Here is a 21,649-nt window from a genome sequence, read left to right as displayed (position 1 = left end):
TAGGAGCGGTGGCGGCAGCCGGTCTTGCACCAGCGCGCACAGGGTGTCTCCACCCTGCGCAGCACCTCGTTCGCGCTAGGCGTCGTTCTCGACGCCTGCCCGCGTTCGCGCTGTCGCGCGGAGCCGCCACTCCCGCGGAGGGACGTCGAAGCGCCTGCCGAAGGTTCGCGAGAAGTGCGCCTGGTCGGCGAAGCCGGAACGGTAGGCGATCTCCGCGATGGACAGGTGCGCCGCGGCGGGGTCGCTCAGCAGCTTGGCGGCGTGGTCGAGCCGTCGGGAGCGGATGTGTTCGCCCAGGCTGACCTCGCGCCGGCGGAGGATCAGGTAGAGGTATCGCACGGAGATGCTGTGAGCTGCCGCGATGTGTGCGGCGTCGAGCGATCCGTCGAGGGCGTGCCGATCGATGTAGGCCACGATGCGCTCACCGAGGCTCTCCGCGAGCGGCCCGCTCGCGGCCCGCTCGTTCCCGGTGGTGAGGAGCACGAGCGCACGCATCAGCCCGATGACCGCCTGTTCCATCACCTCCCATGGCTGGTCGGGCGCGTCGGCCAGGTCGGTCGTCAGGCGGTCGACGAGGGCCACGACGGTGGCCGCGACGGGTTCGGAGTCGTCGAAGGGCCGGTTCAGGGCCGCGCGGATGACGGAGACCGGAAGCCGCAGCTCCTGGTACGGCACGGTGATCGTCGTCATCACGCACTCGTGGTCCTGAGTCATCCGCAGCGGCAGGTCCGCGCTGGTGAACGACATGGATCGAGGGGTGAGGGAGAACGCCTGATCGTCGTGGTGGATCGTGAGCGCCCCCCGGTGGAGCCAATGCAGGGTGACCGCCGGCTCGACAGCGGTGTCGTCGGTGGTGAGCTCACGAAGAGCCGTCCCGGTGACGCCCTGGACGTTGAAGCGTTCGACACGCACCCGGCCCAGTGCGGCGGTCGCGAACGCGGCCCGGACGTCGGTGGTCCGGCGGAACCGGACCTGGACGGGCATCGGGTTCTGCGCGAACGCATCACGTAGCGCCTGCGGCCGAAGCGGCGCCGGCACGGCGTCGAGTGAGAACCTCGAGAGCACGCCAGCTCCTGTCGGCCGTCCCTCACCGACGGTGAGTGCATCAGAGTGGCGAGATCATATCGGCGCCGGCGCGCCCACCCACAAGAGATCGTCGCTTGTTCAACCACTCGTCGGCGGCTAGGCCCAGAGCTGGCCCTCGATGCCCTCAGCGGCCTCGTCGAGCTCGCCGGAGTAGGCGCCCGTGGACAGGTACTTCCATCCCGCGTCGCACACGACGATGACGATGTCGGCCATGTCGCCCACGCCCGCGGCCTTCTCCGCGACGGCGAGGGCGGCGTGCAGGATGCCGCCGGTGGAGATGCCCGCGAAGATGCCCTCCTTCTCCACGAGCAGGCGGGTGCGGCGCAGCGCGTCGCGCGAGCCCACCGAGTAGCGGGCGGTGAGCACCTCGGGGTCGTACAGCTCGGGGACGAAGCCCTCGTCGAGGTTGCGCAGGCCGTACACCAGCTCGCCGTAGCGCGGCTCGGCCGCCACGATCTGCACGTCCGGCTTGTGCTCGCGCAGGTAGCGCCCGGTGCCCACGAGCGTGCCCGTGGTGCCGAGGCCGGCGACGAAGTGGGTGATCGTGGGCAGGTCGCGCAGGATCTCCGGGCCGGTCGTGCGGTAGTGCGCGTTGGCGTTGGCCGGGTTGCCGTACTGGTAGAGCATCACCCACTCGGGGTGCTCCGCGGCGAGCTCCTTGGCCATGGCGACGGCCTGGTTGGAGCCCCCCGCCGCGGGCGAGGAGATGATCTGCGCGCCGTACATCTCGAGGAGCTGCCTGCGCTCGATCGAGGTGTTCTCCGGCATCACACAGATCAGGTTGTAGCCCTTGAGCTTGCAGGCCATCGCGAGCGAGATGCCGGTGTTGCCGGACGTCGGTTCGAGCACCGTGCAGCCGGGCGTCAGCAGCCCGTCCGCCTCGGCCTTCTCGATCATGGCGAGGGCGGGGCGGTCCTTGATGGAACCGGTGGGGTTGCGGTCCTCGAGCTTCGCCCAGAGCCGTACCTCCGGGGTGGGCGAGAGGTTCGGCAGGCCGACGAGCGGGGTGTCCCCCACCGCGGCGAGCAGTGAGTCGTAGCGGGCCATGCCCGGCCTTCCTTCCGCTCCGCCCGCGCTCTCAGCCGCCGGCGACGGCGGGCAGGATCGTGACGGTGGAGTTCTCGCCGACCGGGGCCTCGAGGCCGCCGGCGAAACGCACGTCCTCGTCGTCGACGTAGATGTTGACGAAGCGGTGCAGCGAGCCGTTGTTGACCAGCCGGCCGGCGATGCCGCCGTGGCGCGCCTCGAGATCGTTGATCACCTCGCCGACGGTGTTGCCCTTCGCCTCGACGGACTTCTCGCCGCCGGTGTGCGTACGGAGGATGGTGGGGATGGACACGGTGACGGCCATGGTGATGCTCCAGGTCGGATCGTTCGGGCGGTCGCGGAAAGGGCGGGCGTCAGACCGACGCGTCCCTGTCGGGGACGTCGTCCGCGCCCGTGTGCGCGAACATGTAAGTCTCCACGACGTCGACCTGTTCCTCGGTGACCACACCGTCCACGATCCGGAACGACCGGAGCTCGTGCCCCGCGTGGTTCGGCTCGGCCTCGTCACGCGTGGACACGAGCACGTAGTGCGCCTCGGGCTCGGAGGCGAGGGAGATGTCGGTGCGCGACGGGTGGGCCTCGGTGGCCGTGTGCGAGTGGTAGATCACCACGGGCACCTCGCCACGGGCGTCCATCTCGCGGTAGAGCCGGAGCAGATCGCCGGAGTCGAACTCGTAGAAGGTGGGCGACCGGGCCGCGTTGAGCATCGGGACGAACCGCTCCGGCCGGTCCGAGCCCTCGGGTCCGGCGATGACACCGCACGCCTCGTCGGGGTGGTCCCGGCGGGCGTGGGCGACGATCTCCGCAACGAGATCGGCTCGAATCACCAGCACCACACCAGCGTACGGCTCGACACCGCCTCGGTGCACTCCGCACGGGACGGCTCACACCCCGTACCGCTACCGGATCTGCATCCTCGTCTGCACCAGCGCGTCCTGCACGAAGGTGAGCCAGTGGTAGACGCCCATGTGGGTGGCGCGCGGGTCGTCCGACGGGAGCTGCTCGGGCATGTCCTCGCTCACGTCGAGTGCGGTGCCGAGGGCGAGCCGCACGTCGTTGAGCGAGGCGAGCCAGGCGTCGGCCTGGTCGGGGGTGAGCTCCACCCGGCCGCCCGACTCGGGCAACGTCTCGAGCACCACGGCGGCGTTGGAGTCCTTGGCCTCGATCAGCTCGGGCTCGTGCAGGGAGCGCAGGCCGGCGGCGAGGTCGGTGTCCTCGGTGGTGAAGTCGGGCAGCAGCCGCGCGAGGACCCGGTCGGTGGGCCGGGTGGAGGGCCCGGTGCGCATGCCGGTGAGGATCGCGAGCTCGTCGGCCGGGTTGTCGTCGGCACGGCCGGCGAGGATCTGCCGGACCTCGCCCACCAGGCCGCGCAGCACGGCGGCCTCCTGTGCCTCGAGCGACGCGACCAGCCGGGCCTTGGCTCCCCGCCCGGAGCGCTTCCAGCCGTTCATGCGCGCTGCATGGTGGCCCAGAGACCGGCCGCGTGCAGTTTGGCCACGTCGGCCTCGATCTTGTCCTTGTCGCCTGCCGAGACCGCAGCCTTGCCCTTGTGGTGCACGTCGAGCATCAGCGCGGTGGCCTTCGGCTCGGGGTAGCCGAAGAGCTTCTGCAGGACGTAGGTGACGTAGGACATGAGGTTGACTGGGTCGTTCCACACGATCGCCTGCCAGGGCGTGTCGACCACCGAGTCCTCGGCGAGCTCCGGGTCCACCTGGCGCGTGGGTGCGGGTAGCGGCGCGGCCATAACGTCCATGGTGACACCCCGGGTCCAGAAGGTGCACGGCAACATAGGGTCGGGACATGGTGAACGCCATGGGGTTAAGCGATGAGTGAGCCTGCGAGCGAATCATCGGCACAGCGCCACCGCGAAGCGTCGCCCGAGCGCAGCGAGGGCATGCGATGAGTGGTAGCCCGTCGACTGCGGGGGTCAGCACCGCGCTGCTGACCGACCGCTACGAGCTGACGATGGCGGCTGCCGCGCTCGCCGACGGCACCGCGCAGCGGCACTGCGTGTTCGAGGTGTTCGCCCGCAGGCTCCCCGACGGGCGCCGGTACGGCGTGGTGGCCGGCACGGGCCGGCTGCTGGAGTCGATCGAGCGGTTCCGGTTCGGCGACCAGGAGCTGCAGATGCTCGCCGACGTCGTCGACCGCGAGACGCTGGCGTGGCTCGCCGAGTACCGCTTCTCCGGGGACGTCGACGGCTACCCGGAGGGCGAGCTGTACTTCCCCGGCTCGCCCGTGCTCACCGTCAGCGGCACCTTCGCCGACGCGGTGCTGCTGGAGACGCTGGCCCTGTCGATCCTCAACCACGACAGCGCGATCGCCTCGGCCGCGTCGCGGATGGTGACGGCCGCGGCGGGCCGTCCCATCATCGAGATGGGCTCGCGGCGCACGCACGAGGCCGCCGCGGTGGCCGCCGCCCGCGCTGCGTACCTCGCCGGGTTCGTCGCCACGTCGAACCTGGAGGCCGAGCGCCGCCACGGGATCCCCACCACCGGCACCGCCGCCCACGCGTGGGTGCTCCTGCACGACGACGAACTGGGCGCGTTCAAGAGCCAGGTGGCCGCACTCGGGCCCGACACCACGCTTCTCGTCGACACCTACGACATCCGCCGGGGCATCGAGCTGGCCATCGAGGCCGCCGGCACGGGGCTCGGGGCGATCCGCATCGACTCCGGCGACCTCGGTGAGCTGGCGCGGCAGGCCCGCGACCAGCTCGACGCCCTCGGGGCCACGGACACCAAGATCGTGCTCTCCGGCGACCTGGACGAGTACGCGATCGCGTCGCTGCGCGCCGAGCCCGTCGACTCCTACGGCGTGGGCACGTCGGTGGTCACGGGTTCCGGGGCGCCGACCGCGGGCATGGTCTACAAGCTGGTCGAGGTCGACGGGCGGCCCGTCGCCAAGCGCAGCGCGGCGAAGGAGTCCCGCGGCGGACGGAAGTCGGCGCTGCGGCGTTACAAGCCGACGGGCACGGCCATCGAGGAGGTCGTGCATCCCGTCACCGTCACGCCCGAGACCGGACCGCACGACCGGGTGGTCCCGATCCCGCTGATGCGCGGCGGCGAGCTGGTGGCCGGGCTGGCGACGCTGGAGGAGTCCCGCGGGCACCTGCGCACCGCTCTCGTGTCCGTGCCGTGGGAGGGGCTCAAGCTCTCCCGCGGCGAGCCGGCACTCCCCACCGTGTTCGAGGGGACCGCACGGTGACGCGGGCGCTGATCGTCGTCGACGTGCAGAACGACTTCTGCGAGGGCGGCTCCCTCGGCGTCGCGGGCGGGGCCGCGGTGGCAGCCGCGATCTCGGCGGCCCTGCAGGCCGGGGACCGCGAGCACCGCTGGGACCACGTCGTGGCCAGCCGCGACCACCACATCGATCCCGGCGCCCACTTCTCCGACGCCCCCGACTTCGTCGACACGTGGCCGCCGCACTGCCGGCACGGCTCGCCCGGCGTGTCCTTCCACCCCGATCTCGACGTCGCCCGGATCGAGGCGGTGTTCGACAAGGGCCACCACTCCGCGGCCTACTCCGCGTTCGAGGGCACCGAGCCCGGCGGCACGGGGCTGGCCGAGTGGCTGCGCGCCCGCGACGTCGACACGGTGGACGTGGTGGGGATCGCCACCGACCACTGCGTGCGCGTCACCGCGCTGGACGCCGCCGCGGCCGGCTTCGCCACGACGGTGCTGCTGGACATGTGCGCCGGAGTGGCCGAGGAGACGACGAGCCGCGCACTTACCCAGCTGCGAACCGCGGGCGTCGCCCTCGTTGCGGAGCCGTAGTGCTGTCGGACGGCGTGCGCTGACAGCACTACGGCTCCGAGGTGGGGTCAGACGTTGCGCATGCGGAAGGGCTCCAGGCGCGCGGCCAGGTCGCCCGGGTCACCGGCCTCGTCCTCCAGGCGGTGGGCGCCGACGGCCTCGGCGAGGCCGATGCAGCGGGGGCCGTCGAACAGGCCGCACGCGTAGCGCACCTCGGTCTCGTCGAGGTCGAGCACGCCGACGCGCAGCTGGTAGATGCCCGGGTAGCGGACCTCGTCGAGGTAGTCGACCCGCAGCGAGCTCGGCGAGAGCCCGTCGAGCGGGCCACCGACCGGGTAGCCCAGCACGTCGAGGTGCAGCTCCGCGAGCCCGTCGAGGTACCAGCCGGCCAGCGCCACGTTGTTGACGTGCCGGTTCGGGTCGAGGTCGCCGAAGCGGGTGCGCACGTCCAGCCTGAACGGGTACGCCTCCCGGATCAGCCGGGACGGCCCGCGCTCGAGGCGGGTGGGGGCAGGAGCGTCGGTGCGGAGGGTCTCCAGCGCGGCGCGGACCGCCTCCGGGAGCGGGGCCGGCCCGCCGACGGTGGCGTGCACGCTGACCGACTCGCCGGTGGCGACGCACTCGTCGCCCGCGAAGACGCCGTAGGTGTAGGCGAACGACGAGTCGCCGATGTGGCTGACCCCGATGCCGATGCGGTACTGGCCGGTGTCGATGCGGGCGCCGGTCGCGCTACGGGGGATGACCTGCAGCGGGGCGAGCACGTCGACCCGTACCGAGGCGAGCAGCAGCCGCATCCGGGCGGTGAGGCCCGCACCGAAGACGTCCCGTTCGACGGCGATCCGCGCGTCCTCGAACCAGCGCACGATCGCGTCACGGCCGATTCGCCGGCTCGGGTCGAGGTCGTTGTAGCGGGCGGGGTGCTCGATCAGTACCGGGTAGGACGACGAGCGGAGCAGGAGGTGCGTGGACGTCACTCTGTTCATGATGGCCGACGCCGCCACGCCCGTTGCAGGCACCCGTGATGGATCACGTGTGAGCCTCACTACCTGGTGCCGTCCGCGCCGGATCGGCGGTTCGACCTCGGCCCGTCGGGCCCTCCGGGTAGCCTCCCGGGGTGCCCACCGCGACCCGACTGCCCGGCGTGGCGGAGCTGTTGGAGGCGGCCGTCGCCGCGGTCGGCGGGCAGCGGCGCGAGGGCCAGGATGCGATGGTCCAGGCCGTACGCAAGGCCATCACCACCGGGGAACACGTGGCCGTGCAGGCCGGCACCGGCACCGGCAAGTCGCTTGCCTACCTGGTGCCCGCGATCCACCACGCCGTCGCGAAGGACTCCACGGTCGTGGTGTCCACCGCCACGATCGCGCTGCAACGCCAGCTGGTCGACCGCGATCTCCCGCGGCTCGCCAAGGCCCTCAAGCCACTGCTCGGCCGGGCGCCGACCTTCGCGATCCTGAAGGGCCGGCGCAACTACCTCTGCCTCAACAAGCTGCACGGCGGCGACGACGCGGACCCCGCCGACGAGCTGTTCGACCCGTTCGCGATCTCGGCGATGGGCCGCCAGATCAAGCGGCTGCACGAGTGGGCCGACACCAGCGACAAGGGCGACCGCGATGAGCTCGTCCCCGGCGTGCCCGACGCCACGTGGCGGCAGGTCTCCGTCACCGCACGGGAGTGCCTCGGGGCCGCGAAGTGCCCGGTCGGCGACGACTGTTTCGCCGAGAAGGCCCGCGCCGAGGCAGGCAAGGCCGACATCGTCGTCACCAACCACGCGCTGCTGGCCATCGACGCGCTGGAGGGCCGCCCCGTGCTGCCCGAGCACGACGTCGTGGTGGTCGACGAGGCCCACGAGCTGGTCGACCGGGTCACCGGCGTTGCCACGGCCGAGCTGACGTCCACCTCGATCGGCATCGCGTCGCGGCGGCTGGGCAAGCTCGTCGACCAGGCGGTCGCCGACCGGCTCGCCGAGGCGGGCGAGGGCCTCGCGATGGTGCTGGAGGACCTGCCGCCCGGCCGCTGGGACAGCCTCCCGCAGGCCGCGGTGGGCGCGCTCTCGGCCGTCCGCGACGCCGCTGCCTCGTGCAAGCAGTCGCTGGGGTCGGAGCGGCGGGAGGAGCCCGACGCCGCCGCCGGCCGCAAGATCGCCCAGGCATCGCTCGACGAGCTCGCCGACACCGCCGTCCGGCTGCTCGCGGCGTTCGAGGAGCCGGACCCGGCGAAACGCCGCGACGTGGTGTGGCTCGCGGAGCAGGGGCCCGACGGTGCCCGCCACAAGGTGCTGCGAGCCGCGCCGCTGTGGGTGGGCGGGCTGCTGCGCGAGCGGCTCTTCGGGCGGTCCACGGTGGTGCTGACCTCGGCGACGCTGGCCCTCGGTGGCAACTTCGACGCACTCGCCCGGCAGTGGGGCCTGCCCCCGGAGAAGGGCTCCGACGCGAAAGCGGACAGCACGGTCGAGGACGACCCGATCCCCGACCCCGACGCTCCGAAGTGGTCCGGCCTGGACGTCGGCTCGCCGTTCGCCCACGGCCGCAGCGGCATCCTCTACGTCGCGAAACGGCTCCCGCCCCCGGGCCGCGACGGGCTGCCGCCGTCCTACCTCGACGAGATCGCCGGCCTGGTGGAGGCCGCCGGCGGCCGCACCCTGGGGCTGTTCTCGTCGATGCGGGCGGCCAAGCAGGCCACCGAGGCCCTGCGCGACCGGCTCGACACCCCCCTGCTGTGCCAGGGCGACGACTCCACGATGCAGCTGGTGAAGAAGTTCGCCGAGGACGACGCGACGTCGCTGTTCGGCACGCTGTCGCTGTGGCAGGGCGTCGACGTCCCGGGGCCGTCGCTGTCCTGCGTGATCATCGACCGCATCCCGTTCCCGCGGCCGGACGATCCGCTGGTCGCGGCGCGCCAGCGGGCCACCGATGCGCGCGGGGGCAACGGGTTCCTCACGGTGTCCGCCACCCACGCCGCTCTCCTGCTCGCCCAGGGCGCGGGGCGGCTGCTGCGCGGGATGGACGACCGCGGCGTCGTCGCGATCCTCGACCCGCGGCTGGCCACGGCCCGCTACGGCGGGTTCCTGCGCGCGTCGCTGCCCCCGTTCTGGCCCACCGACGACCGGGAGAAGGTGCACGCCGCGCTGCGGCGGTTGCGCGGCGCCTGACCCCCGCGGAGCTCAGGCCGGCGGCGTGGCGATGCAGGTGATCGTGCCCGGCGCCACCTCGGTGAAGCCCGCGTCCCGCACGGACACCGCCTCGCCGCGCTTGACCTGGTCGCACAGCTGCGCCCACTGGGCCCCGCCCACCTCGCGCACGGCGAACTCGGGCACGGCCGTCAGGCGAAGCGCTGCCGCGTAGAGCATCGACGCGTGCCCGACCTGCGCCGCGGCCTTGCCCACCGTCATCTTGAGGTCCACGTTCACCCAGATCACCGGCCTGCCGGCCGGGAGCGGCCCGGGGTCGTCCGGCTCCAGGTCGGTGCCGCCGATCTGGAGCCGCGAGACCGTCCTCGGCACGTCGTCCACCGGTCCGGGCAGCAGCGCCCTCGCCTCGGCCCCGTCGACCTCGCAGGTGACGCCGGGCAGCTCCTGCACCGCGGCCCAGTGGGCGCCACGGGCCCGGCGGGCGATCTTGCGGATGCGGCCGCCCACCCAGGTGGCGACGGCGTCGCGCCACTCGCCGCCGGGCTGGGCCCGCGGGTCGAGGCAGACGGCGAGCGCCGCGGCGGCGGCCGCCTCCAGCACCGGGGTGCGGGGGGCCGGCGGCCGCTCCAGGCGCAGGACCACCGGCATCGCCCGCACGATGCCGTCCGCCTCCGGTGGGATGGTGGTGGCGGCGGGCCGCCGCAGGAAACGGGCGGCGAGGGGCTCCAGGACGTCGGAGGGAGCCGTCTCGGTGGGCGCCGGGTCGGTCATGCGATCGGTACGCGGCGGACCATGCCTTCGGCGGCGTCCGCGCGTTCCACCTCGTCGCGTGTGATGCCCAGGACGAACAGCACCACGTCCAGGTACGGGAGGGAGAGCGCGGCGTCGGCCACCTCGCGCAGCGCTGGCTTCGCGTTGAACGCGATGCCGAGCCCCGCGGTGGACAGCATGTCGATGTCGTTGGCACCGTCGCCGACGGCGACGCACTGCTCCAGTGGGATGCCGAACGTCTCGGAGAACCGGCGCAGCGCCACCGCCTTGCCGGGCCGGTCGATGATCTCTCCGAGCACGCGCCCGGTCAGCCGGCCGTCGACGATCTCGAGCTCGTTGGCGGCGCAGAAGTCCAGCCCCAGCTCCGCCACCAGGCCGCTGATCACGCGCGTGAAGCCGCCGGACACCACCCCGCACCGGAAGCCGAGCCGCTTCAGCGTGCGGATCGTGGTGCGGGCGCCGGGGGTGAGCTCCAGCTCCCCCGCGACCTCACCGAGCACCGACTCCGGCAGCCCGGCGAGCACGGCGACCCGGCGCCGCAGCGACTCGGCGAAGTCGAGCTCGCCGCGCATCGCCGCCTCGGTGACGGCCCGCACCTCCTCCTCGGCACCGGCGCGGGCGGCGAGCATCTCGATGACCTCGCCCTGCACCAGCGTGGAGTCGACGTCGAACACGATCAGCCGTTTGCTGCGACGGGCGAACCCGGCCCGCTCCACGGCGACGTCCACGCCCGCGGTGCGCGCCACCTCGACCAACCGGGCGCGCAGCGTGCCGGGCGGATGGGCGGAGCTGCCGCCGCTGGGGTCGGGAGAGACCATCAGCTCCAGCCCGGTGACCGGGTAGTCGGCCACGCGGCGGATGGAGTCGATGTTGGCTCCGACCCCGGCCAGCGCCTGCGCCACCGCCCCGAACGCCCGCGCCGTGATCGGGCGCCCGATCACCAGCACGACGTGCGTCGGGTGCCGCCGCTCCGCGGGGTCGTCGCCCACCTCGAGCGAGGTGTGCACCTGCATCGAGATGCTCGCCATCGCCTGCTCGACGGCCTCCTGGAGGCCCTCCGGGTCGTGGTGGGCCACCACCAGCGCCCCGAGCGTGAGCCGGCCCCGGATCACGACCTGCTCGATGTCGACCAGGTCGACCCCGTGCCGGATGAGCGCGGCGAACAGCACCGAGCTCACCCCTGGCCGGTCGGGGCCCGTGACCGTGATGAGAACGCTGGTGCCGGTGTCTGTCATCCGGGGTGCAGGTCGTGGGTCAGCGCGACTTCGGGTCGCCGTTGGGCTGCGTCTCCCCGCCCGTGCCCTGGGCCGCCACCTCGTACGGCGACGGCTTGTGGCCGACGTGCGCCTCCTCGCGGAAACGCTCGACCAGGTGCGGGTAGTGCAGCTCGAACGCCGGCCGCTCCGAGCGGATGCGCGGCAGCTCCGTGAAGTTGTGCCGCGGCGGCGGGCAGCTCGTGGCCCACTCCAGCGAGTTCCCGAAGCCCCACGGGTCGTCGACGGTGACCACCCGCCCGTAGCGGTAGCTGCGGAACACGTTCCAGATGAACGGCAGCGTGGAGGCCCCCAGCACGAACGCCCCGATCGAGGAGATCATGTTCAGCGTGGTGAAGCCGTCGGTGGGCAGGTAGTCGACGTAGCGGCGCGGCATGCCCTCGGCACCCAGCCAGTGCTGCACCAGGAACGTCAGGTGGAACCCGATGAAGGTCAGCCAGAAATGGACCTTGCCGAGGGTGTCGTCCATCATCCGGCCGGTCATCTTCGGGAACCAGAAGTAGATGCCGGAGTACGTGGCGAACACGATCGTGCCGAACAGCACGTAGTGGAAGTGCGCCACCACGAAGTACGTGTCCGAGACGTGGAAGTCGAGCGGCGGCGACGCCAGCAGGATGCCCGTGAGGCCACCGAACAGGAACGTGACCAGGAAGCCCAGCGCGAACAGCATCGGGGGCTCGAAGGTCATGTGCCCCTTCCACAGCGTGCCGATCCAGTTGACGAACTTGACGCCCGTGGGCACCGCGATCAGGAACGTGGTGAAGGAGAAGAAGGCCAGCAGCACCGAGCCGGTGGCGTACATGTGGTGCGCCCAGACCGCGGTGGACAGCGCGCCGATGGCGATCGTGGCGTAGATCAGGCCCTTGTAGCCGAAGAGCGGCTTGCGGGAGAACACCGGGAAGACCTCGGACACGATGCCGAAGAACGGCAACGCGACGATGTAGACCTCCGGGTGGCCGAAGAACCAGAACAGGTGCTGCCACAGGATCGCCCCGCCGTTGGCCGGGTCGAACACGTGGGCTCCCAGCTGCCGGTCGGCCAGCAGACCCAGCAGGGCGGCGGTGAGCACCGGGAACGCGATGAGGATCAGGATCGCGGTGACGAAGATGTTCCAGGTGAAGATCGGCATCCGGAACATCGTCATGCCGGGTGCGCGCATGCAGACGATCGTGGTGATGAAGTTGACGCCACCGAGGATCGTGCCGAGCCCGGAGATCGCCAGGCCCACGATCCACAGGTCGGCACCCGCTCCCGGGGTGTGGATCGCGTCGGACAGCGGCGTGTAGGCGAACCAGCCGAAGTCGGCAGCGCCCCCCGGGGTCAGGAAGCCCGAGAGCACCGTGAGCCCGCCGAACAGGAACAGCCAGTACGAGAACGCGTTGAGCCGCGGGAACGCGACGTCAGGGGCCCCGATCTGCAGCGGCACGATGTAGTTCGCGAAGCCGAAGAGGATCGGCGTCGCGTACAGCAGCAGCATGATCGTGCCGTGCATCGTGAACAGCTGGTTGTACTGCTCGTTGGACAGGAACTGCTGCCCCGGCTCCGCCAGCTCCGCTCGCATCAGCAGAGCCATGGCTCCGCCGGCCAGGAAGAACCCGAACGACGTCACCAGGTACAGGATGGCGATGTCTTTCGGATCCGTGGTGTGCAGCATCTTGAGCAGCGTGGATCCCTTGGCCGACCGGCGTGCCGGGTACGGCCGCGCCGTGATCGGCTTGGGGGCGACGGCTGTCACTGAGCCTCCTGAGACTGCCTGGCGACTGCGTTGGTCTTGCCGAACTGGTGGGCCACTGGTCATCCGCGCCCGCCGGGAATCGTAGCTCTACCCGTCGTCGAAGGCGCGGCCCGGGCCTGGTCTGCGGGCATGACCCACTCCGCATGGGAGCCGCTTTTCCGGCATCGGCTACCGGAGCGGGATGAACAGCTCCTCGAACAGCTCCGGGGTGGCCGCCGGGCTCGGCAGCGGGTCGACGACGTAGAACTCCACGCCCATGCCCATCGCGAACAGCGGATCGGGCATCGTCAACATGAAGTGGTCGGGCCCGATCTGGCTCGCGTGGGCCCGCATCGACGCCTTCTTCTGCTCGACGAAGTCCACGGCATCGACGCGGTGGGTGATCTCGGACTCCGGCTTGCCGAAGGTCGGCTCCTCGATGAGCGGTGCCTCCCAGCCCTCCGGCAGCTGTCCCGCCCTCGCCATGCCGCGCACGCCGCGGGTCATCCAGTCGCGGTTGACGGTGCTCTGCGCCACCACCGGCACGGCCGAGAGCTCGGCGGCGCGCCTGCCCACGCGGTGCACCTGGATGTGGTCGGGGTGCCCGTAGCCGCCGTTGTCGTCGTAGATCGTGAGGACGTCGGGCTCCTCCTCGTCGAGGATCACCGCGAGCTCCCGGGCCGCGTGCTCGACGTCGGCGCGCCAGAAGCAGTACGGGGCGTCGTTGGTGGGCTCGCCCATCATCCCGGAGTCGGTGTAGCCGAGGAACTCGACGCGCTTGGCCCCGAGCGCTTGCGCGGACGCGTAGCACTCCGCCGAGCGGCGCAGGACCAGCTGCTCTCCCGGCTCGAGGACGCCCGGCACGGGTTCGCCCAGCTCACCGCGAGTGGCGAAGACGAGCACGACCCGGTGTCCAGCGGCCGCGGCGCGGGCGAGAGTGCCTGCCGACCCGATGGACTCGTCGTCGGGATGTGCGTGGAAGGAGACGATGGTGCCCACGCGGCGAGCCTATCCGGCGCCCGGAACGCGGCTTGCGTCGCGATGACGTCGATCATCCGCGGCCGTTCGCCGCTGCTCTCCGCGGGTGCCTGCTCCCGCCGCGGACGGGCGACTCGGGCGCCGGGAACGGGCGACTCGCGGGGTGGGTCACGTCAGGATGCGGGTCAGGGCCGGGCCCACGTCGGCGAGGCGGCGCACGGTCTGCGCGCGGCCGGCCGTCCGGGCCGCCAGCCCGGCTGCCGCGGCCTCGGCCTCCGCCCCGCCCAGCGGCACGAGCACGTGGAGGCGGTCGATGCCGGCCAGCGCCGCCGCCGGCTCCCCGCCCACGGTGTGCCGGCAGTCGGACAGCAGCACCACGAGCCGCTCGTCGGCCACCGCGCCGGCGAGCTGGCGCGACGCCTCCCGCAGCGCCGCCGCCAGGTCGGTGAGGCCGTGACCGCGCAGGGCGACGAGGTCGGACAGCAGGTCCTCGGGCGGACGCCGGACGCCCTGCGCCTGCAGCACGCGGACCCCGGCGCCGAACGCGAGCACCGAGGGCTGGAGCCTCCCCTCGGCCGCGACGACGACCCCGGCCGCGGCCACGGCGGCCAGCGCGACGGCGAGGCCCTGCATCGAGCCGGAGATGTCGACGACGAGGCAGATCGCGCGGCGGTGCGCCGTCCAGGTGCGGGTGACGATGTCGTCGTGCTCCGGTCGCCGCGACGGGCCGGGCGCCCAGCCGTCGAGGGTGCGGTCGAGATCGAGGTCGCCGTCGGCACCCTTCGCCGGTCCGAGCCTGCGGGTCCCGCGGGCCCGCGCCGGCCCGACCCGGCCGAGCTGGATGAACACCCGCCCGGCCAGCCTCCTGGCCGCGGCCCGTAGCTGCACGTCGGTGGCCACGGCGAGGTCGGCCAGCAGAGCGGCCGCCGCCTCGGGTGCGGCCGCCAGCGCCTGGTCGAAGGCCTCGGCGTCGAGGGCACCGAGCTCCGGTGAGACCGCCGCGAACTGCTCGTGGCGGGCGCCCAGCTCGCCGCGGCCGAGCGTCCGGTCGGCGCGGTTGCGGTGCGGGCGCTCCCGGGGCCGGCCCGCCCCGGGCGGCGGGCCGTCAGCTTTTCCCCGGCGATCCCCCGTCTCCGGGGGGTCGGCCGGATCCGCGGGAGCCGGTCCGTCCTCCGGCCACAGCGTGTCGAGCAGTTCGTCGATCACCGACTCCGGGGTGCGGTCGACACCGTCGGCGACGCGGATCCGCCCGGACAGCGCCGCGTAGGCGGCGTCGCGGGCCGTCTCACGCGCCGCCACCTGCTCGCCGCGCAGCTCCGCCAGGCCGGTGAGCACGAGTGCCAGGTCGATGGCGCCGCGCACCGACGACCCCATCCGCACGTCGCGGTGGGTGCGGGTGGCCCGGGTGAGCGCCACGGCGAAGCCGGTGACCCAGCCGGTCACCCGGCTGACCGAGCCGGTGATCTCCCGTTCCCCCGCCTCGTCCTGGTAGCCGAGCACCACCCGGCACATCCGGTCGGCGATGGCCTGGCTGACCCGCGCGGTGCCGACCGCGTCGAACGGGTTCATCGCGGCGATGAGCCGGAAGCGCGGACCGGCGCGCACGGTCCCCAGCCGCGGGACCGCGATCTCGCCCTCGGTGAGCACCGTGATGAGGACGTTCAGCGTCTCCTCGGGGACCCGGTTGAGCTCCTCGAGGTAGAGCAGCGCTCCCCCGCGCATCGCGGTGAGCAGAGGGCCGTCCACGAAGCTCGCCGGCAGGTAGCCCTCCGCCAGCACCTGTGACGGGTCGAACGCCCCGACCAGCCGGGCCGGCGTCAGCTCGGCGTTCCCCTCGACGAACACGAACTCCTGGACCGCGTCGCGGGCGATCGAGCGCAGCAGCGTGGACTTCCCGGTGCCGGGCGGCCCCTCGATCACGACGTGCCGTCCGGTGGCGAGCGCGACCGTCAGCACCTCCCGTTCCCGGCGCAGGCCGACGACGGGTACGGGCACGGCAGCGGGCGACGGCGGCGCGGTCGCGGGCGTCACGGGCGGTACCACCTCCGGGGACGGCCGTGCCGGGCACCGCGATGGACGGTGCCCTGCACGACCACGGCTGCTGACGGCCGTCCGGCCGGCGTCAGGCGTCGGGGTCGTGGATGATCACGCCGCGGATGTTCACGCCGTTGACCAGGTCCTCGTAGCCCTTGTTGACGTCGGCCAGGCTGTAGGTGTTGGTGATCAGCTCGTCGAGCTTGAGCTGCCCGGCCTGGTACATGTCCACCAGCCGCGGGATGTCCTTGAACGGGTCGCCGGACCCGAACAACGAGCCCTGGAGGCGCTTCTCGAACAGGGTGAGCAGGGCACCGGGGATCTCGATGGTGGTCTTGGCCGGGTCGGCCAGGCCGGTGATGACGACGGTGCCGCCCTTGCGGATGGCGTGGAACGCGTTGGTGGTGACCTCGGAGTCGACGACGCCGACGGTGATGATCGCCTTGTCGGCGCCCACCCCGTTGGTGAGCTCCTGGATCACCGCGTGGGCCTCCTCCGCGGTGGGGCAGGAGTGGGTGGCGCCCATCCGTTCGGCCATCTCGCGCTTGTTCTCCAGCGGGTCGATGGCCACGACGTTCGCCGCGCCGGCCAGCGCCGCGCCCTGCACCGCGTTGATGCCGATGCCGCCGATGCCGTAGATCGCGATGGTGTCGCCCGGCTCGGTGGCGGCGGCGTGCACCGCCGAACCGAAGCCCGTGGGGACGCCGCAGCCGATCAGCACGGCCTTGTCGAGCGGCACGTCGTCTGCGACCTTGACACACGAGTTCTCGGAGATCGTGGCGCGCTCGGAGAACGTGCCGAGCATGCACATCCCGCCGAGGTCCTCGCCGGAGTCGGAGTGGAAGCGATAGGTCCCGTCGGCCAGCATCCCGTCGAGGATGGTGGCGCCCATGTCGCAGAGGTTGGTCATGCCCGCCGCGCAGAACCGGCAGTGCCCGCAGACCGGCAGGAACGAGCAGATGACGTGGTCACCGGGCTTGAGGCGGGTGACACCGGGGCCGACGTCCTCGATGATCCCGGCGCCCTCGTGACCCCCGACGATCGGGAACCGCGGGACGATGTCGCCGTGACGCAGGTGCTCGTCGGAGTGGCAGAGCCCCGCTGCGACGTACTTGATCAACACCTCCCCCGCCTTGGGCGGGTCGAGGGTGAGCTCCTCGATCTCGAACGGTTGGCCCACTCCGCGCAGTACCGCTGCCTTGGTCTTCATCGACCCTCCAGACATCAGCCGCCGTTGGCCGATCGTGAGTGTGAGTGGCTCCGGCATTGGTAGCAGCACGGGCAGGTCATGGGAAGGGGCCGGAACCCGACGGACAGGGCCGTTCGGAGGACACCGCGGGCCGAATCGATCTTCTACTGATCTGTAACGGCAATGGATCTGGATGTAGAGTCCGCCCACCCGAACCGGCAGGGGAGCCCCCTTCATGACCGACCTCTTCAACGCCGCCGAGTACCTGGTCGGACGGCGTGTGGACGCCGGCGACGGCGACCGCGTCGCGATCATCCACCCCGGCGGCACCCTCACCTACGCAGAGCTCTCGGTCGAGGTCCGCCGGGTCGCCGCCGGGCTCGTCGCGATCGGCGTGCGCCCCGAGGAACGGGTGCTGATGTGCATGGCCGACGACGTCGAGCTCGCCACCGCGATCCTCGCCGCCATGTACGTCGGGGCGATCGCCGTGCCCTCGTCGACGATGCTGACCGGCGGGGAGCTGCGCAAGCTCGTGCTCGACTCGCGCGCCCGGGTACTGCTGGGGGACACCCGGTTCGCCGGCGCGGTGGCAGGGGCCGCGACCGACGCCCCCGATCTGCGCCATGTCGTGCTCACCGGCGACACCGCCCCGCAGGTGGCCGGGCCGGCCGCGCTCACCTGGCAGGGCCTGCTCGACGCGGGCGCCGCCACCGCCGTCCCCACCCCGTACGGGACGTGGGACGAGTCGCCCGCGCTGTGGCTCTACACCTCGGGCACCACGGGCACGCCCAAGGGCGCCATGCACCGGCATGCCGACATCCGCTACGTCTGCGAGACCTACGGCACCCAGGTGCTCGGGGTCGGCCCCGGCGACGTCTGCCTGTCGGTGGCGAAGCTGTTCTTCGCCTACGGCATCGGCAACTCCCTGTTCTTCCCGCTGGCGGCCGGCGCGACGGCGGTGCTGGAGCCGTCGCGGCCGAACCCGGCGCTGTACGCCGACCGGGTGGCCGAGCACGGCGTCACGCTCTTCTTCGGCGGCCCGAGCTTCTGGGGCCCGCTGATGGCCGCCGGCCTGCCGCGGGAGCGGTTCGCGACCGTCCGCAACGCGGTATCGGCCGGCGAGACGCTCCCCGCGCGGATGTTCCACGGGGTACGCGAGCAGTACGGCTTCGAGATCCTCGACGGCATCGGCTCCACCGAGGCGCTGCACATCTTCATCTCCAACGTGGCGGGCAAGGTCGTCCCCGGCAGTTCCGGGTTCCCGGTGCCGGGCTACCGGGTGGAGCTGCGCCGGCCCGACGGCAGCGTCATCGAGGGCACCGGCGAGCCCGGGATGCTCTACATCGCGGGCGACTCGATCTGCACCGGATACTGGTGCCGGACCGAGGTGAACCGGGCGGTGTTCCAGGGTGAGTGGATGCGCACGGGCGACCAGTACGTGCGCGGCGAGGACGGCAGCTACACGTGCCTCGGCCGCGCCGACGACGTGCTGAAGGTGGGAGGGATCTGGGTGAGCCCCACCGAGGTGGAGACCAGGCTGCTGGAGCACCCGGCACTGGCCGAGGCCGTGGTCGTCGGCGTGCCGGACGCGGACGGGCTCGACAAGCCGGTGGCCTACGTGGTCGCCCAGCCGGCGCAGCGGGTCGACCCGGACGAGGTGATCGCGTTCTGCCGGGCCGGGCTCGCCTCGTTCAAGCGGCCGCGGGTGGTCATCGAGGTGGACGAGCTCCCGAAGACGGCCACCGGCAAGATCCAGCGGTACCGGTTGCGCGCGCAGGCCGCAGCCACCGAGGCCCCCGTGCCCACCACGGCAGCCGACGTCGAGGAGGTGCAGTCATGAGATGGGTGCGCGACACGCCGGCGCACTGGGACGCCGACAAGCAGCGCGTGCTCGGCGACCTGCCCCCGGAGCTGTTCGGGTTCGGCTCCCCCGCCGACGGAGACGTGCTCGGCGACGAGTGGTGGCGCGTGGAGGACGGCGACCGCGTCGTCGGCTACGGCCGGCTCGACGACACCTGGGGTGACGCCGAGATCCTCGTACTGGTCGACCCGCAGCGGCGCGGGTCGGGGGTGGGCGCGTTCATCCTCGAACGGCTGGAGCACGAGGCCGCGGCCCGGCACCTGAACTACATCTACAACGTCGTGCCCGACCGCCATCCCGACCCGGAGCCCGTGACGGGCTGGCTCAGCGCCCACGGGTTCGTCCCGAACGACGTGGGCGAGCTGCGCAAGCAGGTGCCGGCCGGAGCGGCCTGACCTCACCGACCGGCGCGAGCTCAGGAGGGGCGGGCCCCTCCGTCGAGACGTTGCAGCCGGAGTGCGAGCGTGGGGCAGGCGTTCACCGCGGCCCGCGCCTGCGCCCTGAGCGACGGCGGCACCTCCGGGGAGGCGAGCTGCGGGTAGCCCCATTCGTCGAGCACGACCTGCTCGGGGAGAAGCTCGGCGCAGAGCCCGTGGCCGCGGCACATGATGGGATCCACCTCGAGTCCGACCCGGGCGCCGTCCCCCATCACTTCCTCGCATCCTGACTGGTCGGGGCGGGCACCGGCAGCCACGGTGCGGCGTGCGACCACGGGCACGGGCGGCCGGCGGCATGGTCGGCGATGTCGTCGGCGAACACGCGCAGAGCGGCGGCAGCGAACCGGGTGGCGCCGTCCGGATGCGCGCACGCGCCGCGGCCCTGGATCGTCCCCAGCCGGTTGCGCAGCCGGTCCAGCGTGTCGCCCGAGGCGTCGCCACCACGGACGAGGTCGTCCACGTCGTCGGCGATCGCCGGCAGCCCGAACATGCACGGCCCGCACTGCCCGGCCGACTCGACCGCGAGGTAGCGCAGGGTGCGGGCGGTCTCGGCGATGCCGCAGGCGCGTTCCGGCAGGGCGACGAGCGCTGCCGAGCCCATCACCGTTCCCGCTTCCCGGCAGTCCTCGTGCGCGAGTGGCAGCGCGTGTGTCTGCTCGATCGGCATCCAGCTGCCACCCAGGCCGCCCATCTGCACCGCCTGCAACGGCTCGGACTCACCGCCCGCCTCGGCCAGTACCGCACCGACCGGAGTACCGAGCTCGACCTCGTACACGCCCGGCCTGCGCACGGCACCCCCGACGGTGACCAGCGTGGTGCCCGGGGACTCCGCCGTGCCCGCCGCCCGGAACCACTCCGCGCCGAAGCGGGTGATCAGCGCCAGGTGAGCCAGCGTCTCGACGTTGTCCACCAGCGTCGGTCGGCCGCCGACCCCTCGCTCGGCCGGACGGGGCGGTGTGACGGTGGGCCGGGCGTCGCCCGTGTTCAGGAAGTTGACCAGGGCCGACTCCTCGCTGGCCACGTACCGGTGCGGCACCTGCGCCACCCGGATCGTGATCTCCTCGTGGCGCCGCGCCTGGAGGGCTGCGTAGACGTACCAGGCGTGGGCATCTCCCTCACCCACGCAGATGGTCGCCTCGTCCGCGCCGACGGCATGGCAGGCGAGCAGGACCCCGTCGATGACCAGATGGGGCGCGAACTCGAGCAGCTTCGCGTCCTTGACGGTGGCCGGGTCGCCGTCGCAGCCGTTCGCGACCACGACCGGTCGCCCCCGCCCGGCCGCGACCGTCCGCAGCTTGCGGCTCATCGGGAAACCCGCCCCGCCGCGGCCACGCAGGCCCGACCGGTCGACCAGATCGATCAGCTCAGCCGGCCCGTCCACGCCCACCGGGAGCGGCCCGTAACGGGCGAGGTGGTCGGCCCACTTGGCAGGGGCCCCGCTCTCGACCGAGCCGGCCAGCAGGCGCACGCTCCCGGTCGGCGCGTCCGGACGGGGCATCCGTGCAGCCGCGGTCACCGCCTGGCCGCCTTCGCGGCCCGTCGCGCGTCCCGGTCTGCGTCGACGCTCAGCCATCGCCGCACGATCGCTGCCGCGACCGCCACCCCGCACCCGGTGTAGATCGCCACCATCCAGCCGAGTCTCCTGTCGTTCGTGCCGAGACCCAGCCCGTGCGCGATCGCCAGCGGCCAGCTCGCATACGCCATGACGTGCACGGCGCGCCAGTAGCGGAAGCCGATCCTGGGCCGCAGCACGCTGGTGACGATCGCGGCGAGCAGCAGTTCGAGCGCCACGGTTCCCATCCCGAGCCAGATCGGGTGGGGGACGGCGGAGGAGTACGGCACCAGTGCGACCGGCCAGGAGAGGCCGGAATGGGGTTTGCCGATGGCGATCACGACGTGCATGAGGAGGAAGGCGACCGCCAGCAGCGACGCGTTGCGGTGTACGGCGTGCATGGCGAACCGGGGAAAGCTCGCGCTCGAGGCCCGTCCGGCGTGCATGGTGCCGAGCACCACCGTGACCGTCAGGAGAAGGGTCGCGACGAGCCCCGTGGCATGGCCTGCGGCCGTGAACACGTCCTCCGTCGCTACCACGCCGGTCGGGCGCGTTCCGGTTCTGCCGAACCAGTGGGGAGCAGAACTGTCGACGTCCATCGGGTTGGGGTCCTGGTCATGATCGAGGGGGAGGTCCATCCGCGCGAGGGACCGACGGGGGTGCGGAGCGGGGCGCTGCTCCGCCCGGGACCACCGTCGCGGATGAGGGGTTGTCGATCTGTATCTCGTCTCGTGGGGGCGAGTAAGGCGGCGCCGCGGACAGCTCCGTCTGCGTGAGCACGACCCAGAACAGGATCGCCAGCGCTGCGCTGGTGACCGCGCTCG

21 protein-coding genes are annotated in these 21,649 nt (G+C 72.4%); 5 read left to right on the top strand and 16 right to left on the bottom strand.

Annotated elements, in window-relative coordinates:
* Positions 1-75: 75 nt before the first annotated feature.
* From HF577_RS39610 to clpS, 6 genes are all read right to left on the bottom strand, one after another.
* The gene (locus tag HF577_RS39610; protein WP_169394739.1) at positions 76-1,065 is read right to left on the bottom strand and encodes a helix-turn-helix domain-containing protein; all 990 of its coding nucleotides are present in this window, start codon (positions 1,063-1,065) and stop codon (positions 76-78) included.
* Positions 1,066-1,182: 117 nt separating this feature from the next.
* Positions 1,183-2,133, bottom strand: coding sequence for a PLP-dependent cysteine synthase family protein (locus HF577_RS06095; RefSeq protein ID WP_169394738.1), 951 nt, complete (start codon positions 2,131-2,133; stop codon positions 1,183-1,185).
* A 31-nt stretch (positions 2,134-2,164) separates the two neighbouring features.
* Positions 2,165-2,437: a MoaD/ThiS family protein gene (locus tag HF577_RS06090; RefSeq protein WP_169394737.1), complete on the bottom strand. Its 273-nt coding sequence runs from the start codon at positions 2,435-2,437 to the stop codon at positions 2,165-2,167.
* A 49-nt stretch (positions 2,438-2,486) separates the two neighbouring features.
* The gene (locus HF577_RS06085) at positions 2,487-2,966 is read right to left on the bottom strand and encodes a Mov34/MPN/PAD-1 family protein (RefSeq protein WP_169394736.1); all 480 of its coding nucleotides are present in this window, start codon (positions 2,964-2,966) and stop codon (positions 2,487-2,489) included.
* 66 nt (positions 2,967-3,032) lie between these two features.
* A complete protein-coding gene (locus HF577_RS06080; protein WP_169394735.1) occupies positions 3,033-3,584 on the bottom strand; it encodes a DUF2017 domain-containing protein in 552 nt (183 codons plus the stop codon).
* On the bottom strand, positions 3,581-3,877 hold the full coding sequence (gene clpS, locus HF577_RS06075) for an ATP-dependent Clp protease adapter ClpS (RefSeq protein WP_169394758.1): 297 nt from the start codon (positions 3,875-3,877) through the stop codon (positions 3,581-3,583). The genes HF577_RS06080 and clpS overlap by 4 nt, the downstream gene beginning before the upstream one ends.
* A gap of 155 nt (positions 3,878-4,032) precedes the next feature.
* On the opposite strand from clpS, the gene HF577_RS06070 reads away from it, so the two are divergent.
* Together HF577_RS06070 and HF577_RS06065 are read left to right on the top strand one after the other, a co-directional pair.
* A complete protein-coding gene (locus HF577_RS06070) occupies positions 4,033-5,340 on the top strand; it encodes a nicotinate phosphoribosyltransferase (RefSeq protein WP_169394734.1) in 1,308 nt (435 codons plus the stop codon).
* Positions 5,337-5,909: an isochorismatase family protein gene (locus HF577_RS06065; RefSeq protein WP_169394733.1), complete on the top strand. Its 573-nt coding sequence runs from the start codon at positions 5,337-5,339 to the stop codon at positions 5,907-5,909. The genes HF577_RS06070 and HF577_RS06065 overlap by 4 nt, the downstream gene beginning before the upstream one ends.
* A 47-nt stretch (positions 5,910-5,956) precedes the next feature.
* Here the strand turns inward: HF577_RS06065 and HF577_RS06060 are convergent, their stop codons facing one another.
* The gene (locus tag HF577_RS06060) at positions 5,957-6,862 is read right to left on the bottom strand and encodes an acyl-CoA thioesterase (RefSeq protein ID WP_169394732.1); all 906 of its coding nucleotides are present in this window, start codon (positions 6,860-6,862) and stop codon (positions 5,957-5,959) included.
* A gap of 140 nt (positions 6,863-7,002) precedes the next feature.
* Here HF577_RS06060 and HF577_RS06055 point away from each other — a divergent pair, with 140 nt between their 5' ends.
* Positions 7,003-9,036, top strand: coding sequence for an ATP-dependent DNA helicase (locus HF577_RS06055; RefSeq protein ID WP_169394731.1), 2,034 nt, complete (start codon positions 7,003-7,005; stop codon positions 9,034-9,036).
* Between the two features lie 12 nt (positions 9,037-9,048).
* Here the strand turns inward: HF577_RS06055 and HF577_RS06050 are convergent, their stop codons facing one another.
* From HF577_RS06050 to HF577_RS06025, 6 genes are all read right to left on the bottom strand, one after another.
* The gene (locus HF577_RS06050; RefSeq protein WP_169394730.1) at positions 9,049-9,786 is read right to left on the bottom strand and encodes a peptidyl-tRNA hydrolase; all 738 of its coding nucleotides are present in this window, start codon (positions 9,784-9,786) and stop codon (positions 9,049-9,051) included.
* The gene (gene serB / locus HF577_RS06045; protein ID WP_169394729.1) at positions 9,783-11,021 is read right to left on the bottom strand and encodes a phosphoserine phosphatase SerB; all 1,239 of its coding nucleotides are present in this window, start codon (positions 11,019-11,021) and stop codon (positions 9,783-9,785) included. Before serB ends, HF577_RS06050 begins: the two co-directional genes overlap by 4 nt.
* A gap of 19 nt (positions 11,022-11,040) precedes the next feature.
* Entirely contained in the window at positions 11,041-12,795 is a 1,755-nt protein-coding gene (ctaD, locus tag HF577_RS06040; protein WP_169394728.1) for an aa3-type cytochrome oxidase subunit I, read from the bottom strand.
* Positions 12,796-12,963: 168 nt separating this feature from the next.
* Entirely contained in the window at positions 12,964-13,773 is an 810-nt protein-coding gene (locus tag HF577_RS06035) for a PIG-L family deacetylase (protein WP_169394727.1), read from the bottom strand.
* 147 nt (positions 13,774-13,920) lie between these two features.
* Complete coding sequence (locus HF577_RS06030) at positions 13,921-15,783, bottom strand: AAA family ATPase (RefSeq protein WP_211173855.1); 1,863 nt, start codon at positions 15,781-15,783, stop codon at positions 13,921-13,923.
* 91 nt (positions 15,784-15,874) lie between these two features.
* Positions 15,875-16,996 (bottom strand): NDMA-dependent alcohol dehydrogenase, encoded by a 1,122-nt coding sequence (locus HF577_RS06025; RefSeq protein ID WP_169394725.1) that lies wholly within the window; start codon positions 16,994-16,996, stop codon positions 15,875-15,877.
* A 214-nt stretch (positions 16,997-17,210) separates the two neighbouring features.
* Between HF577_RS06025 and HF577_RS06020 the strand changes: the two genes are divergently transcribed.
* Both HF577_RS06020 and HF577_RS06015 read left to right on the top strand, forming a co-directional pair.
* Positions 17,211-18,815 carry a benzoate-CoA ligase family protein gene (locus HF577_RS06020; RefSeq protein WP_169394724.1) on the top strand — a complete coding sequence of 535 codons (1,605 nt, stop codon included), beginning with the start codon at positions 17,211-17,213 and terminating at the stop codon, positions 18,813-18,815.
* Entirely contained in the window at positions 18,812-19,231 is a 420-nt protein-coding gene (locus HF577_RS06015; RefSeq protein WP_169394723.1) for a GNAT family N-acetyltransferase, read from the top strand. The genes HF577_RS06020 and HF577_RS06015 overlap by 4 nt, the downstream gene beginning before the upstream one ends.
* A 20-nt stretch (positions 19,232-19,251) precedes the next feature.
* Here HF577_RS06015 and HF577_RS06010 read toward each other — a convergent pair whose 3' ends face one another.
* From HF577_RS06010 to HF577_RS06000, 3 genes are read right to left on the bottom strand one after another with little or no spacing between them, the layout of a single operon-like run.
* On the bottom strand, positions 19,252-19,485 hold the full coding sequence (locus HF577_RS06010; RefSeq protein WP_169394722.1) for a ferredoxin: 234 nt from the start codon (positions 19,483-19,485) through the stop codon (positions 19,252-19,254).
* Positions 19,485-20,789, bottom strand: coding sequence for an NADH-ubiquinone oxidoreductase-F iron-sulfur binding region domain-containing protein (locus tag HF577_RS06005; protein ID WP_312858967.1), 1,305 nt, complete (start codon positions 20,787-20,789; stop codon positions 19,485-19,487). Before HF577_RS06005 ends, HF577_RS06010 begins: the two co-directional genes overlap by 1 nt.
* On the bottom strand, positions 20,786-21,463 hold the full coding sequence (locus tag HF577_RS06000; RefSeq protein ID WP_169394721.1) for a ferric reductase-like transmembrane domain-containing protein: 678 nt from the start codon (positions 21,461-21,463) through the stop codon (positions 20,786-20,788). Before HF577_RS06000 ends, HF577_RS06005 begins: the two co-directional genes overlap by 4 nt.
* Between the last annotated feature and the right edge of the window lie 186 nt (positions 21,464-21,649).

It is taken from the genome of Pseudonocardia xinjiangensis (assembly GCF_012911925.1).
GTDB classification, from domain to species: Bacteria; Actinomycetota; Actinomycetes; order Mycobacteriales; family Pseudonocardiaceae; genus Pseudonocardia; species Pseudonocardia xinjiangensis.
The sequence above is the reverse complement of the archived record's forward strand: the minus strand, read 5'-3'. Positions and strand labels throughout refer to the sequence as shown.

Excerpts from the sequence above, each read along its gene's own strand:
- HF577_RS06095 (WP_169394738.1), bottom strand. The coding sequence starts at position 2,133 with ATGGCCCGCTACGACTCACTGCTCGCCGCGGTGGGGGACACCCCGCTC.
- HF577_RS06090 (WP_169394737.1), bottom strand. The coding sequence starts at position 2,437 with ATGGCCGTCACCGTGTCCATCCCCACCATCCTCCGTACGCACACCGGC.
- HF577_RS06080 (WP_169394735.1), bottom strand. The coding sequence starts at position 3,584 with ATGAACGGCTGGAAGCGCTCCGGGCGGGGAGCCAAGGCCCGGCTGGTC.
- clpS (WP_169394758.1), bottom strand. The coding sequence starts at position 3,877 with ATGGCCGCGCCGCTACCCGCACCCACGCGCCAGGTGGACCCGGAGCTC.
- HF577_RS06070 (WP_169394734.1), top strand. The coding sequence starts at position 4,033 with ATGAGTGGTAGCCCGTCGACTGCGGGGGTCAGCACCGCGCTGCTGACC.
- HF577_RS06050 (WP_169394730.1), bottom strand. The coding sequence starts at position 9,786 with ATGACCGACCCGGCGCCCACCGAGACGGCTCCCTCCGACGTCCTGGAG.
- serB (WP_169394729.1), bottom strand. The coding sequence starts at position 11,021 with ATGACAGACACCGGCACCAGCGTTCTCATCACGGTCACGGGCCCCGAC.
- HF577_RS06025 (WP_169394725.1), bottom strand. The coding sequence starts at position 16,996 with ATGAAGACCAAGGCAGCGGTACTGCGCGGAGTGGGCCAACCGTTCGAG.
- HF577_RS06020 (WP_169394724.1), top strand. The coding sequence starts at position 17,211 with ATGACCGACCTCTTCAACGCCGCCGAGTACCTGGTCGGACGGCGTGTG.
- HF577_RS06015 (WP_169394723.1), top strand. The coding sequence starts at position 18,812 with ATGAGATGGGTGCGCGACACGCCGGCGCACTGGGACGCCGACAAGCAG.
- HF577_RS06010 (WP_169394722.1), bottom strand. The coding sequence starts at position 19,485 with ATGGGGGACGGCGCCCGGGTCGGACTCGAGGTGGATCCCATCATGTGC.
- HF577_RS06000 (WP_169394721.1), bottom strand. The coding sequence starts at position 21,463 with ATGGACCTCCCCCTCGATCATGACCAGGACCCCAACCCGATGGACGTC.